The 12,852-nt window shown below is 42.3% G+C and carries 12 protein-coding genes; 10 read left to right on the forward strand and 2 right to left on the reverse strand.

What is annotated here, in order from left to right; genetic code table 11:
• Positions 1–76 precede the first annotated feature (76 nt).
• The 7 genes from ASL19_RS00225 (at position 77) to brxL (ending at position 10,239) form a co-directional block, all read left to right on the forward strand.
• Entirely contained in the window at positions 77–1,159 is a 1,083-nt protein-coding gene (locus tag ASL19_RS00225) for an ATP/GTP-binding protein (RefSeq protein WP_057176816.1), read from the forward strand.
• Positions 1,156–1,350, forward strand: a complete 195-nt coding sequence (locus ASL19_RS17985; protein WP_200959781.1) for a hypothetical protein — start codon at positions 1,156–1,158, stop codon at positions 1,348–1,350. The genes ASL19_RS00225 and ASL19_RS17985 overlap by 4 nt, the downstream gene beginning before the upstream one ends.
• A 9-nt stretch (positions 1,351–1,359) precedes the next feature.
• Positions 1,360–1,563 (forward strand): hypothetical protein, encoded by a 204-nt coding sequence (locus tag ASL19_RS17990; RefSeq protein WP_200959782.1) that lies wholly within the window; start codon positions 1,360–1,362, stop codon positions 1,561–1,563.
• A gap of 135 nt (positions 1,564–1,698) precedes the next feature.
• Positions 1,699–5,241 (forward strand): BREX-1 system adenine-specific DNA-methyltransferase PglX, encoded by a 3,543-nt coding sequence (pglX, locus tag ASL19_RS00235; protein ID WP_057176817.1) that lies wholly within the window; start codon positions 1,699–1,701, stop codon positions 5,239–5,241.
• Positions 5,241–5,687 (forward strand): DUF1016 N-terminal domain-containing protein, encoded by a 447-nt coding sequence (locus ASL19_RS00240; RefSeq protein WP_057176818.1) that lies wholly within the window; start codon positions 5,241–5,243, stop codon positions 5,685–5,687. The genes pglX and ASL19_RS00240 overlap by 1 nt, the downstream gene beginning before the upstream one ends.
• The gene (gene pglZ, locus ASL19_RS00245; RefSeq protein ID WP_057176819.1) at positions 5,680–8,202 is read left to right on the forward strand and encodes a BREX-1 system phosphatase PglZ type A; all 2,523 of its coding nucleotides are present in this window, start codon (positions 5,680–5,682) and stop codon (positions 8,200–8,202) included. The genes ASL19_RS00240 and pglZ overlap by 8 nt, the downstream gene beginning before the upstream one ends.
• Positions 8,203–8,217: 15 nt before the next feature.
• A complete protein-coding gene (gene brxL, locus ASL19_RS00250; RefSeq protein WP_057176822.1) occupies positions 8,218–10,239 on the forward strand; it encodes a BREX system Lon protease-like protein BrxL in 2,022 nt (673 codons plus the stop codon).
• Positions 10,240–10,363: 124 nt separating this feature from the next.
• Here brxL and ASL19_RS00255 read toward each other — a convergent pair whose 3' ends face one another.
• Positions 10,364–10,624 carry a hypothetical protein gene (locus tag ASL19_RS00255; protein WP_057176820.1) on the reverse strand — a complete coding sequence of 87 codons (261 nt, stop codon included), beginning with the start codon at positions 10,622–10,624 and terminating at the stop codon, positions 10,364–10,366.
• A gap of 111 nt (positions 10,625–10,735) precedes the next feature.
• Here ASL19_RS00255 and ASL19_RS17220 point away from each other — a divergent pair, with 111 nt between their 5' ends.
• Complete coding sequence (locus ASL19_RS17220) at positions 10,736–10,843, forward strand: DUF29 domain-containing protein (RefSeq protein ID WP_235528882.1); 108 nt, start codon at positions 10,736–10,738, stop codon at positions 10,841–10,843.
• Between the two features lie 597 nt (positions 10,844–11,440).
• Positions 11,441–11,611 carry a hypothetical protein gene (locus ASL19_RS17995; RefSeq protein ID WP_181406985.1) on the forward strand — a complete coding sequence of 57 codons (171 nt, stop codon included), beginning with the start codon at positions 11,441–11,443 and terminating at the stop codon, positions 11,609–11,611.
• 332 nt (positions 11,612–11,943) lie between these two features.
• Here the strand turns inward: ASL19_RS17995 and ASL19_RS00260 are convergent, their stop codons facing one another.
• Positions 11,944–12,330, reverse strand: coding sequence for a pentapeptide repeat-containing protein (locus ASL19_RS00260; RefSeq protein WP_072149045.1), 387 nt, complete (start codon positions 12,328–12,330; stop codon positions 11,944–11,946).
• A gap of 40 nt (positions 12,331–12,370) precedes the next feature.
• On the opposite strand from ASL19_RS00260, the gene ASL19_RS18355 reads away from it, so the two are divergent.
• Positions 12,371–12,550, forward strand: a complete 180-nt coding sequence (locus ASL19_RS18355; RefSeq protein WP_152980379.1) for a hypothetical protein — start codon at positions 12,371–12,373, stop codon at positions 12,548–12,550.
• Positions 12,551–12,852: the final 302 nt, after the last annotated feature.

Consider the following 12,852-nt stretch of genomic DNA (forward strand, 5'->3'; position numbering starts at 1 on the left):
GTGGTACATCACATGCCTAAATCAAAGCACTGAGTCGAGAAAAAACTAAGAGATATGGGTACAAAATAACATAAATATGATAACACATTTAGAACTGAAAAACTTCATGGCCTTCACCGAAGTGAAAATTGATTTTTCTCCTAAGATCAACGTGATCATCGGGAAAAATGGCACAGGAAAAACCCATCTGCTCAAAGCTGCTTATTTCCTCAGTGGTGTGGCTCCCCTATTCAAAAACAATTCCCATATTAGTGACAAAGAACTTGTTAAGGAACTTGCTTCCGCCCTTACCCCTGAGCTTTTACGCCTATTTTTGCCTTTAGATGCTAAGTTAAACAAAATGCGTCACCACGGTGGAGGTGCAAAAGCCACATTAGAAGCCCACTTTGCCCATGATCAACAGATAGCTGTTAGCTTTAGCACCAGATCTAAATCCTTGGAAATCAAGATCAAGGATAGAAATAGCTGGGAACAATACCAATCCAAACCAGTTTTCTTTCCCACCAAAGAAGTCCTCTCCTTTATGGAAGGATTTAACAGTTTGTACCAGATGTACCAAGTCTCCTTTGACCAGACCTATCAAGATATTTGCCTGTTGTTAGACCTTCCCCAAATTCGTCCAGAAAACCTGCACGAAAAATCCAAATGGGCCATGGAAGAGCTGAAAGCCATCTGCGGTGGTCGATTCATTTTTTATGGAGGAGGCAAAGTCACCTTCAGAACCGAGGATTCTGAATACTCCGCTAACTCTATAGCTGAGGGTATTTGCAAAGTTGGAATGCTTTACCGTCTGTTAGAAACGGGAGCGCTTCAACCCGGTGTTAGTGGTTTGCTGTTGTGGGATGAGCCCGAATCAAACATGAATCCTAAACTGATGAAAAGTCTCGTTACCATTTTGCTAGAGCTATCACGCAATGGACAGCAAATTATTCTGGCAACCCATGATTACATCCTACTTAAGTGGTTTGACTTACTTATGGACAAGAGTAAAGGGGATCATATTCTGTTTCATACTCTTTACCGTGACGATGAATCTGGAACCATCAAACTAGATAGTGTAGATAACTACATAGGCATGTCACCAAATGCCATTGCCGACACCTTTAGCGACCTTATCAAACAACAGGCAAACCTAAAAATGGGGGATTTAGGCAAATGAAAGTGAGAGAGGGAGATTTGGAAATTGACTTTACTGATGCAATAGAGGCACTAATTTTTGATCAAATGAAGGATAAAACACTCCCAGACTATCATGGTGTAGCCGAAATGTACCGTGTTGATTTCGTGGTTGAGTTTGAAACGCGCATCGTGTTTGTCGAGATTAAAGATCCTGGCAACCCAAAAGCATAGGTAAAGGGGTTGGAAAAGTTTTGGGAAGAATTGAAAAATGGGAGTCTCAGCAGGACTTTTGCAAACAAATTTGTTGATTCATTCTTGTATCGCTGGGCGGAAGAAAAGATTCACAAACCAGTGGACTACCTCAATATTATAACATTGGATGATGCAGTATTACTGGATAATTTTTCAGATGAAAATAAGAAAGGTGATCCCTCCTATGGGTAAGACTGTGCCGCGATGGAGACGACAATTAGTAGAAAATTGTCAAGTGTTCAATTTGGAGACATGGAACGAAACTTTCCCCGGGTGGCCCGTCACACGCCTAAATCAAAGCACTGAAAGGAGAGAAAATTAACATATATGGATACAACTAGACTCAAAAGATTTGCCCAATTTGCCCGTCGCAGCCTAATTGAACAGGTTTCTAGTAAATTAAATCATATAATAGCTGAAGACAGTGTAGCTCGTCGCGAGAGCGCAGAAGCAGTAGATAAGCTAGAACAGCAAATTAAAGAACAGGGAAAACAACAGGTGATTGAGCAGGTGGCTTATATCTGGTTTAACCGATTCTGTGCCCTGCGGTTTATGGATTTAAATGGCTATACCACCACCGCCATTATATCCCCTTTGGAAGGACAGTTCCAACCAGAGGTTTTGGCTGAAGCTAAGATGGGGCATATTGATGAGGATATGATGCCCATAGCTAAAACTAGAAATCATGTCTTGACCTTACTAAACGGAACTTCTACCAGCCGAGACCCACAAACGGAGGCCTATCGCCTCCTACTGGTAGCTGCTTGTAACTACTGGCATGGAGCTATGCCTTTTCTTTTTCAGCGCATTCAAGATTACACTGAGCTGTTGTTACCCGATGATTTACTATCAGGAAAATCAATTCTCGCCTATACCCGTGAGGCCATGACTCCTGATGTTGGTCAGGATGTGGAGGTGATTGGGTGGTTGTATCAGTATTATATCTCAGAGAAGAAGGATGAGGTATTCGAGGGGTTAAAAAAGAATAAGAAGATTACGCCAGAGAATATTCCCGCAGCGACCCAGCTTTTTACCCCCCACTGGATTGTTAGATATTTGGTGGAAAATTCCTTGGGTCGGTTGTGGATGCTGAATCGTCCCCATTCTCCACTGGTGGAGCGCATGGAATATTATATCAAACCAGAAGTACCTGAATCTGATTTTCTCCCCATTGAAAATCCGGAGGAGATTAAGATATGTGATCCGGCCTGCGGTAGCGGACATATATTGGTATATGCCTTTGAGCTGCTGTATGCCATTTATGAAGAGGAAGGTTATGAACCATCTGAGATTCCTGGTAAGATTCTCACCCATAACCTTTACGGGGTGGAAATTGATGAACGAGCAGGGGAGTTGGCAGCGTTTGCATTGGTGATGAAGGCCCGGGAGAAATATCGGCGGTTCTTGCGTAAGCCTTTCCAACCGAATATTTGCGTATTGCAAAAGGTGATATTTGAGAAGAATGAGCTAAAGAGCTACATGGATTTTATAGGGCGGGATCTGTTTACATATAAGGTGCAAAGCACCCTACATGAGTTTGAAGAGGCTGATAATTTTGGCTCTCTCATTCGTCCCACAGCGACAGATGTGGGAGGGATGGTGGCCATGCTGGAAGGGAAGGATGTTTCTGGGCAACTGTTTTTTTACCAGACCCATCAGAAGGTTTTGCAAGTGTTAAAGCAGGCAGATTATTTGAGTTCTAAGTATCATGTAGTGGTGGCTAATCCCCCCTATATGGGTGGGAAGGGGATGAATAGCAGGTTGGGGGCGTGGGTTAAAGATAATTATCCTGACAGCAAGGGGGATTTATTTGCTGTGTTTATTGAGCGCAATCTGCAACTTGCGAGAAAGCACGGTTTGGTTGCGATGATAACCATGCAGAGTTGGATGTTTCTCTCCTCATTTGAAAAACTTCGAGCGGGTATTTTGGGTCAAGATACTCTCCTTTCCATGGCCTATCTTGGCGCAAGAGGGTTTGACAGTATTGGGGGTGAGGTTGTATCCACAACTGCCTTTGTTTTAGCGAACAGCAATGATTCTGAATATAAAGGAAGTTATGTACGTTTAGTTGATGGCAACTCCGAAGGAGAGAAGGAGTCTGCGCTTCGTGAAGCCATTAAAAATCCCAATTGCGGTTGGTTTTTCCGTGCTTCTGCTGCTGATTTCTCCAAAATTCCAGGAAGTGCGATCGCCTATTGGGTGAGTGATAAGATTTTAGAGATTTTCCAACACTCCAAACCCCTGAATGATATTGCATCTCCAAGACAGGGTTTAGCTACCGCAAATAATGATAGATTTCTGAGATTATGGACAGAAGTTAACATTAATAATATAGGTTTTGGATTAGATAGCAGAGAAGCGGCAAAAAAATCTGGAAAAAAATGGTTTCCCTATAATAAAGGCGGGGAATTTAGAAAATGGTATGGCAATCAGGAATATGTTGTTAATTGGGAAAATGATGGTTTCGAGATTCGTAATTTTGGCACTGAACATGGACTAAAAGCTAGATCCCGTCCCCAAAACACAGATAAATATTTTCAAGAAAGTATAAGTTGGTCTAAAGTAACAAGTAGTTATTTTTCCCTCAGATTTTATCCAAAGGGGTTTATTTTTGCCGATGCAGGTATGTCAATATTCTTTAATGATAAAAGTATAATTAAGCCAATATTAGGGTTAATGAATTCGCCAATTATGAATAGTACAACCGCCTCACTTTCTCCCACATTAAATTTTGAAGTTGGGCAAATATCAAACTTTCCCATACTTAATAATACTATTCACAAAATCACAATTAACAGTCTTGAAAATATAGAACAAGTGATTAACATTGCCCGGTCAGACTGGGACTCCTATGAAACCTCCTGGGACTTCACCAAACTCCCCCTCCTCGACCCCAGCTACCGCCAACCCACCCTCCAAACCACCTACCAAAAACTCCGCCATCAATGGCAACAAACAACCCTAGAAATGCAACGCCTAGAAGAAGAAAACAACCGCATATTTATCTTGGCGTACGGACTCCAAGACGAACTCACCCCCGAAGTTCCCCTGAACGAAATCACCCTCACCTGTAACCCCCACTACCGCTACGACCACACCAAACCCCAAACCGAACTAGAAACCCTTCTCCTCGCGGACACCATCAAAGAATACATCTCCTACGCAGTAGGGTGCATGTTTGGACGCTACTCCCTCGACCAACCAGGACTCATCCTCGCCAACCAAGGAGAAACCCTCCCAGACTACCTCCAACAAATCCCCAATCCCACCTTTACCCCCACAAAAACCAACGTTATCCCCATTCTCGATGGCCAATGGTTCACCGACGATATGAGCGATCGCTTCCGCCAATTCCTGCGCCTTACCTTTGGTGAAGAACACTACGAAGAAAACCTAAAATTCATCGAAAAAGCCCTAGGCAAAGATATCCGCAAATACTTCCTCAAAGACTTCTACAACGACCACATCAAACGCTACAAAAAACGCCCCATCTACTGGCTTTTCTCCTCCCCCAAAAGCAACTTCAACGCCCTCATCTACCTACACCGCTATCGCCCAGATACAGTCAGTATAGTGCTAAACGATTACCTGCGGGAATTCCGAGCCAAACTAGAAGCCCGTCAAAATCACCTCAAACGAGTTGAAGTAAGTGCTGATGCCTCCCAGTCAGAGAAAACCAAAGCAGTCAAAGAAATCAACAAACTTGCTACCATAATCGAAGAGCTCGATGACTACGAACGAGAGATCCTCTATCCCCTGGCCATAGAGCAAATCCACATTGACCTGGATGACGGTGTCAAGGCAAATTACCCAAAATTTGGGTTAGCTTTAAAGAAAATCCCCGGATTGGAGACAAAAGAGGAGGACTAATGGCTGAGAAATCTAAGAAAGATATCCAATCAACTCTATCTCCAGTCGAGTATTCCCAACTCCTACTAGAGGTCAAAGAACGAGTTCGCACAGCCCAGTATGCAGCCCTCAAAGCCGTAAATACCCAGCTGGTAGGATTATATTGGGACATCGGCAAAATGATCGTGGAGCGACAAAAAGATAGTGGATGGGGGAAATCCGTGGTAGAAAGGCTATCTGCTGATCTCCAGGAAAAATTCCCCGGTATCAGAGGGTTTTCCGTACAAAATCTCTGGTATATGCGCCAATATTACCTGGAGTTTAGTGGGGATGAAAAACTCCAACCACTGGTTGGAGAAATTGCATGGGAACTAGAAAAAGCCATTATCCCCCGAATAAAGGAACTAAAAGGTCAATTACCTTCCTCAGAAGCGATTTCTAACCTGCTGGAGGGCATTTATGATTAACCGAATTAACCAGTCCCTCACCAAACTCTTTGAAAAACACCGCATTGTGTTCTGGTATGATGCCAAACCGGAACTTGTCCGGGAATTTTTGGGTGGTGTAGAGAAAATAGAACTTACCAACAACCAGTTCGCCGTTAAGTACCGTATCCTGCACCAGGAACCGAAAAGTAAGTTCCTACTCTATCAAGAAGGACCTCAACCCCCTGACCTAGAAAACTGGTTGCTGGATGTTCAACTAGCCCACACAGAGTTTCGTGCTGACCAGACTTCTCTATGGCTCGCCGAACTGGAACTAAGTAGGGAGTTTACCCATTTGGTGCAAGGTCACATTGCCTTTTTCCAATCCTCTGAGCGGAGGGAGTCGCTTAAACGGTTAATCACATCCCATGATACTATCACTCAAATCCAATTAAAGATGTTAGCTGTCTGCACCGGCTGTGGGTCGGACTCAAGATTGGAAGCGATTCTGGAACAACTTTTAGGGGAGCTTTCTAGTGACTGTGCCCAGTATGAGAAAGGTCAAATTGGGGATAAATATCGCCTGATGGTACGGTGCGAGCTAGAGCAGTATTTTTGGGAGCAGATGAAGAACTGCTATGGTTACAGCTGTGCCAAACCAAGTATGAAGGATTTTGCTCTCCAACTCTTCAGCTACTGCTATTTTGAAAACTTTGCCTCCACCCCCAAAGGAACTCAAAACCTCTCCTCCGACGCTGTGGTATTTCTCAAACGATGGAAGGATAGCATTAAATGTCAACATTCCTTCGAGACTTTATCCAGCTGGTGTGCTAAAGACCTTGGCATTGAACATGACCTAGGAGAAAGAGAGATTGGGGAACTGCTCGATGTGGACTACTTCCGCCTAATTGACCAAAGAATATTGAGCGAACTGGTGCGCGGTGTGGAGCAGAGAACTTTACTTGGTAGTGATGTTGCTCAGTGGATATGGCGGCGCAAGCAAAGCCATTGGTATGAAGAGTTTCAACACTACTACGAATGTGTTGGGGCCGCAGCTAGGTTTCTACAGGAGTTAGACATGTCTGATCTCACCATGAAATCCCTGACTGATGGCGTGCAAAAATATACTAGTTCTTGGTTTCGCATCGATCAGTTTTATCGTAAAATCATTTACCATCTGAACCGATCAGCAGATTCCTCACTGATGAAGAAATTGGTTGATTTAATAGAAAACTTCTATACTAACAATTACCTGTTGAAGCTGAATGATCGCTGGCAATTATTGGTTGATCAGACCACCAGTTGGTCTGCACCATATATCTATCTCCAAAATAAATTTTTTCACCACTGGGTACTGCCCTTTCTCAACACAGATAAGAAAATATTTGTAATTATCTCCGATGCTTTGCGCTTTGAAATTGGTGATGAACTGATCAGCTTAATCCGCCAAGAAGATCGTTACGAAGCGACCCTAGAATCAGCCATGGCCATGCTCCCAAGCTATACCCAGCTTGGTATGGCTGCCTTGCTCCCCCATAGCACTCTCGCCATAGCTAATGATGGTTCGGTTTTAGTAGATTCTCAAAGTTCCATGGGAACCGAAAATCGTAAAAAACAAATCAAACGCGGACATTACAAACGTGCCACCGCCATAACCGCAGAAGATCTAAGAGAACTAAGCTCAGACGATCGTCGCACACTCGTCCGTGACCATGATTTGGTCTATGTGTATCATAACCATATTGATGCTATAGGCGATAAACGAGAATCAGAGTCCCGAGTTTTTGATGCAGTTGAAGAAACCCTAGATGAACTAGTCAAGCTGATTAAGAAACTAACCGGGGCAAATGCCAGTAATATATTGGTAACAGCAGACCACGGATTTATCTACCAGAAACGGGCGATCGAAGATAGTGATTTTGCCAGTGATGAACCCCAGGGGGAACAGATCCTGTTTAAAAACCGCCGCTTCGTCCTGGGTAAGGGACTAAAAGAGACCCCCAGCCTACGTAAATTTACTTCCAATCAGCTTGGTCTACAAGGGGAACTAGAAGTGCAGATCCCCAAATCAATCAACCGTCTCCGTCTTAAAGGTTCGGGAAGTCGTTACGTCCATGGTGGCGCCTCCCTGCAAGAAGTGGTGATTCCTATTGTGAAGATCCACAAGAAGCGAACCAGTGATATCACTATGGTGGAAGTGGAAATTCTCCGGGGAGCTAGTTCTATTATCACAGCCACCCAACTGACTGTAGTTATATACCAGACACAAGCAGTTACAGAAAAAGTACACCCCCGGTTTCTGCAAGCTGGAATCTATACTCAGACAGAGGAACTGATCTCCGACTCCCATGACCTCACCTTTGACCTAGAATCAGAAAATCCCAGAGATAGGGAAATTTCCGTCACCTTCACCCTAACACGCAAAGCGGATGAAGCCAATGGACAAGAGGTCTACTTGCGCCTTAACGAAAAACTACCCGGCACATCTCAACATAAGAAGTATAAACACCTTTCTTATACCATGCGCCGCTCGTTCACCAGTGACTTTGATTTTTAAGTGGGAGGAACTGCTTTGAACAACCTGGATCAAAAGATAAATGCCCATTTTCCTGGACTTGTGGTGCGAAAAGACCTGGTTAAGACGGTCAAAGGTAACGCCATCGTTCCTTCCTATGTACTCGAATACCTTCTCGGTCAGTATTGTGCCACCAATGACGAAGCCACTATTAACACAGGGATTGAAACAGTTAAGGAAATATTGCGGAAACATTATGTCCATCGCAACGAAGCAGGGCTGATTCGCTCTAATATTAGGGAAAAGGGACGTTATAAGGTCATAGATAAGATCAGCGTTGAGTTGAACGAAAAGGCGGATGTGTATGAAGCCGAGTTTGGCAATCTGGGCATTAAGAAGGTGTTAGTTGATTCTAGCACAGTCAAGAGCCACCCCAAACTCCTAGTGAGTGGAGTGTGGTGCATTGCAGACCTGGAATACGAATTTAGCGAAGATAAGAATTCTAGTCCCTGGATTCTGGCCTCCCTAAAACCCATTCAACTATCTTACTTTGATTTTGATACTTACGTGCAGGCCCGCCAAGCATTCACCACGGAAGAATGGATTGACTTACTAGTCCAGAGTATTGGTTTTAACCCCGAGATGTTTGGTAGGCGAAGCAAGCTACTTCAGCTCATCCGTCTGATTCCATTTTGTGAGCGCAACTATAACCTAATTGAGCTTGGACCCAAGGGGACTGGCAAATCCCACATTTTTTCCGAATTCTCCCCCCATGGCATTCTCATCTCCGGTGGCGAAGTAACCGTAGCCAAATTATTTGTCAATAATTCCACTGGTAGGATTGGTTTAGTTGGTTATTGGGATGTGGTGGCCTTTGATGAATTTGCTGGTAAGCAAAAGAGTGTGAATAAATCTCTTGTAGACATCATGAAGAACTACATGGCCAACAAATCCTTTTCCCGAGGTATAGAAACCCTTGGAGCTGAAGCCTCAATGGTATTTGTGGGTAACACTAAGCATACAGTCCCCTATATGCTTAAGCACTCTGATCTTTTTGAAGAACTTCCCGACAAATTCCACGATTCCGCCTTCCTGGATCGCATTCATTTTTACATTCCCGGATGGGAAGTGGACATCATCCGGGGGGAAATGTTCTGCAATGGCTATGGTTTTGTCGTAGACTACCTAGCGGAAATTCTCCGAGCTATGCGTAACCTTGATTACTCAGATTACTACCATACTTACTTTTCCCTTTCTCCTGATATTTCCACCCGCGATCGCGATGGTATTCAAAAGACCTTTTCCGGTTTAATGAAACTCCTTTTTCCCCAGGGTAGTGGGACAGAGTCCGAGGTAGAGGAAATGTTACAAATTGCCATAGAGGGGCGCAAGCGGGTTAAAGATCAGCTATTGCGCATAGATTCTACCTATAGGAAAGTTAACTTTGCCTACGAAAATAGAGAGGGCACCTCTAAAACCATCACCACCCTGGAAGAAGAAGAGTATGGTAGCTTCTACCACCAGATCCTGACCGAAGAGAAAGAGAGACCATCATTATGGGAAGAGGAGAGAGAAGTTTTTCCACAGGAAGCGCACCTGACCTTTAAAGAGAATCAGCGAGGGGTTTCATTTGACACCCTGTTAGGTCCCTATTTAGACAGTGCAAAGGAGATTACCATTACCGATCCCTACATCCGAGTTTTTCACCAGGTCTGCAACTTAATGGATTTGATAGAAACCGTAATCAAGTTAAAGCCCAACAGAGACAAAGTAAAGATTAATTTAATTACAACCTTAGATGAATTAAAAGGGGAGCAACAGGTTGAGTATTTAGTGAAGATACAAGATTCCTGTAGTATTGCTGGGATTGATTTCAAGTGGGAATTTGATGGTACTTCTACCATTCATGCTCGACACATAGTGACAGATACAGGCTGGAAGATATTATTAGACAGGGGATTAGACATATTTCAGCACTACGACCTAAAAGATGTGTTCTCGATTCCAAACCGATTGCAGGAGTTCCGGGGGTGTAAAGCTTTTGAGGTCACATTTCTCCGTTGTGACCCTGTCGATTAATCTGATGTAAGTAGGTGAGTTGTAACCATAGGTTTACTGACACGCGTCACCAGATTTTTATAAATTTGATGTTGAGGTTGTGTGTAATCTACTAAACAAAGCAAAACTCCCGCATCACACAGAATCATAAATCTAAACTCTGCTGACGATATTTTTGGAGCAAACGTTGTTGATACTCATTCTGCGGTTCATGATTTAGTATAGGTAATTGATCAACCTTTTCAAACCACCGCTTCCACCTATCTGTTAAAGATTCTGAAGATTGAACATTAACTACTTGATTTTGCTTTTGTGCAATTAAGAAATCAATAAACTCATCCACTCTTGATATCAGAGGATCTGGTAATTGTTGTAACTTATTAACCACAACTTCACGAGTATTCATAGATTTATTCCTTTACTTTTTACTTAATAATAACCTAACTGGAAAATTGTGCCTCCCTACTTATCACTGGGCGATCGCTTGTTAAAATAGTAAAACCAGCATTTTAAAACTATGACAACTTTGTATGAACAAGATTTTGTTCTCTGGTCAGAAAAGATGGCTGATCTAATTGCTAACGGGCGTTTTAAGGATGTGCGATCGCACTCTCAAATTATATAATCGATAAATGCAATAAATGCGATCGCTTATTGTTCCTGTTTGTGCTAAGTGGGTGAGAGTTGGTTTTTAAAAATATCTATGGTCTTATTTAGGAGTATATAAAAACCACAGGCGATCGCATTACACTCCCTATGGGCGATCGCTCTTAGTGATTATCCTCCAGTTCCTTCTCAAGGGAAAAATGTGAACATGTTGAGGGGAGATCGCATTACACTCCTTATAGGATCCCCCGGGAATTAAACTCAACCTACGTTATTCACATTTTATGGTCGGTTCCTCCCTGATAAAAGATTGACAGAAAACGTTTTCCGTCAGTGCATAAAGCCATTATTTCAAGGATTTTGGCGTATACTGTTTGACTAGATGTAGTTATGCAATTTGGTATTGTGTTTTATCATATTAAATCATAGCTATACATTTTTATCCAGACAATGAAATATACTTTTAAAGTTTTGCACCCGGTAACTTACAGTAGCGTATTCACAATAAAAACAAAATATACATAATTTTTAGGGAATTATTTTGCTGTAAATGTGTTATAATACGGGGGAATATAGGGGAAAATCGATATAAATATTTAAGTAATAAGAAAGAATAATGATAAAAATAAAGACAAAAAAAACAGTAATTAACGAAGAGATTCCGAATTTTGATGGTGATGGAGGTGAAAAACAGAGAAATTTTGCTGACCTTCGCAAAGTGGGTCTAGACACCAGTCAGGGTAAGGGGTTAAAATGGAGGGGTTTTGACCTTCGCAAGAAGGAATAGGTATTGCGACTGCCATTGTCTAAAATCTTGTGACTTAATCTTATGATTGTCTTGACCTTTGCAAGAAGGAATAGGTATTGCGAATTGAGTATATTTAGTGTAGATAGGTAAATTCGCAAACTTTAACTTTCATAAGAGAACTAAGTGTTAAGACAAATAAAAAAGAGGGAGGATAATCTTCCCTCTTTCATTTAAGTATCTATAGATAAAGACTACTACAATTATTAAAGGGGGAATGTAGATATTTACTTGTAGTACCAACAGAAGAATGACCTAAAGATGTAGAAACTTGATTAATATCTGCCCGTAAATATGTAACTCAGAGAATGTGATTACCGGATGGCATTACTGAGGTCAGCACCTTCGAGGTTAGCACCTTTTAGGTCAGCACCAGAGAGGTTAGCACCCCTGAGTCTAGCACCTTTTAGGTCAGCACCTTTTAGGTCAGCACCAGAGAGGTTAGCACCTTTGAGGTTAGCACCTTTTAGGTCAGCACCAGGGAGGTTAGCACGAGAGAGGTTAGCACCTCTGAGGTCAGTATCTTTGAGGTCAGCATAAAAGAGGTCAGCATAAGAGAGGTCACATTGTGGACACTGACGAATTGCTAAAAGTCTGTCTAGGTCAGACTGGCTATAAGCATAACTAGGACTAGTGCCAAGGCTAAAAGAGGAAACAAGAAACAAAGTCAATGTCAGCGCTAATGTGAGAAATTTTTTCATTGTCTTAAATCCGTAACCAAATTATCGAGGTAAATTATACATGACTGTTCTTATCCATAAAAGAGCAACTAATAGAAATAAGGGCAGGGTAATGAGTAAGATATTTAACGTCAACAAGTTTTATCTTTACTCAAGTTCCATTCATAAGTTAGTAGTGAGATCTTGCTACGGGCGATCGCGAAGCACTCCCAATGGGCGATCGCTCCTCTCTTCAATCTAAACTCCAGTTAGTTAGATAGAGATAATTCAATATCTAAGCTGAAAGAAAAGGGAGTGGTCATAAGAATCACCAAATAAGTAGGCTAAATGTATGATAATGTAGGGGGTGTCGCAAACTATTACGTGCACCAAAATGTCCCCCCGGGAGAAAGGTTTTTAAAAACCTTCCTCCTGCTAAAGTCAACCCAATTAATTTTAAGTGAAGGTATGCAATACATCCCTACAGAAGCCATGTTATAGTAAATTAAACCGATTGAGTCAGTACCAAAGTGAATGGGAGGTATAGATATGGTGAGGCAAGTT

Origin of the sequence: Cylindrospermopsis sp. CR12, assembly GCF_001432185.1 — a bacterium.
In the GTDB taxonomy this organism is placed as follows: domain Bacteria; phylum Cyanobacteriota; class Cyanobacteriia; order Cyanobacteriales; family Nostocaceae; genus Raphidiopsis; species Raphidiopsis raciborskii.

Excerpts from the sequence above, each read along its gene's own strand:
- ASL19_RS18355 (WP_152980379.1), top strand. The coding sequence starts at position 12,371 with ATGACTGTTCTTATCCATAAAAGAGCAACTAATAGAAATAAGGGCAGG.
- ASL19_RS00240 (WP_057176818.1), top strand. The coding sequence starts at position 5,241 with ATGGCTGAGAAATCTAAGAAAGATATCCAATCAACTCTATCTCCAGTC.
- ASL19_RS00225 (WP_057176816.1), top strand. The coding sequence starts at position 77 with ATGATAACACATTTAGAACTGAAAAACTTCATGGCCTTCACCGAAGTG.
- pglZ (WP_057176819.1), top strand. The coding sequence starts at position 5,680 with ATGATTAACCGAATTAACCAGTCCCTCACCAAACTCTTTGAAAAACAC.
- ASL19_RS17220 (WP_235528882.1), top strand. The coding sequence starts at position 10,736 with ATGACAACTTTGTATGAACAAGATTTTGTTCTCTGGTCAGAAAAGATG.
- ASL19_RS17995 (WP_181406985.1), top strand. The coding sequence starts at position 11,441 with ATGATAAAAATAAAGACAAAAAAAACAGTAATTAACGAAGAGATTCCG.
- ASL19_RS00255 (WP_057176820.1), bottom strand. The coding sequence starts at position 10,624 with ATGAATACTCGTGAAGTTGTGGTTAATAAGTTACAACAATTACCAGAT.
- pglX (WP_057176817.1), top strand. The coding sequence starts at position 1,699 with ATGGATACAACTAGACTCAAAAGATTTGCCCAATTTGCCCGTCGCAGC.
- ASL19_RS00260 (WP_072149045.1), bottom strand. The coding sequence starts at position 12,330 with ATGAAAAAATTTCTCACATTAGCGCTGACATTGACTTTGTTTCTTGTT.
- ASL19_RS17985 (WP_200959781.1), top strand. The coding sequence starts at position 1,156 with ATGAAAGTGAGAGAGGGAGATTTGGAAATTGACTTTACTGATGCAATA.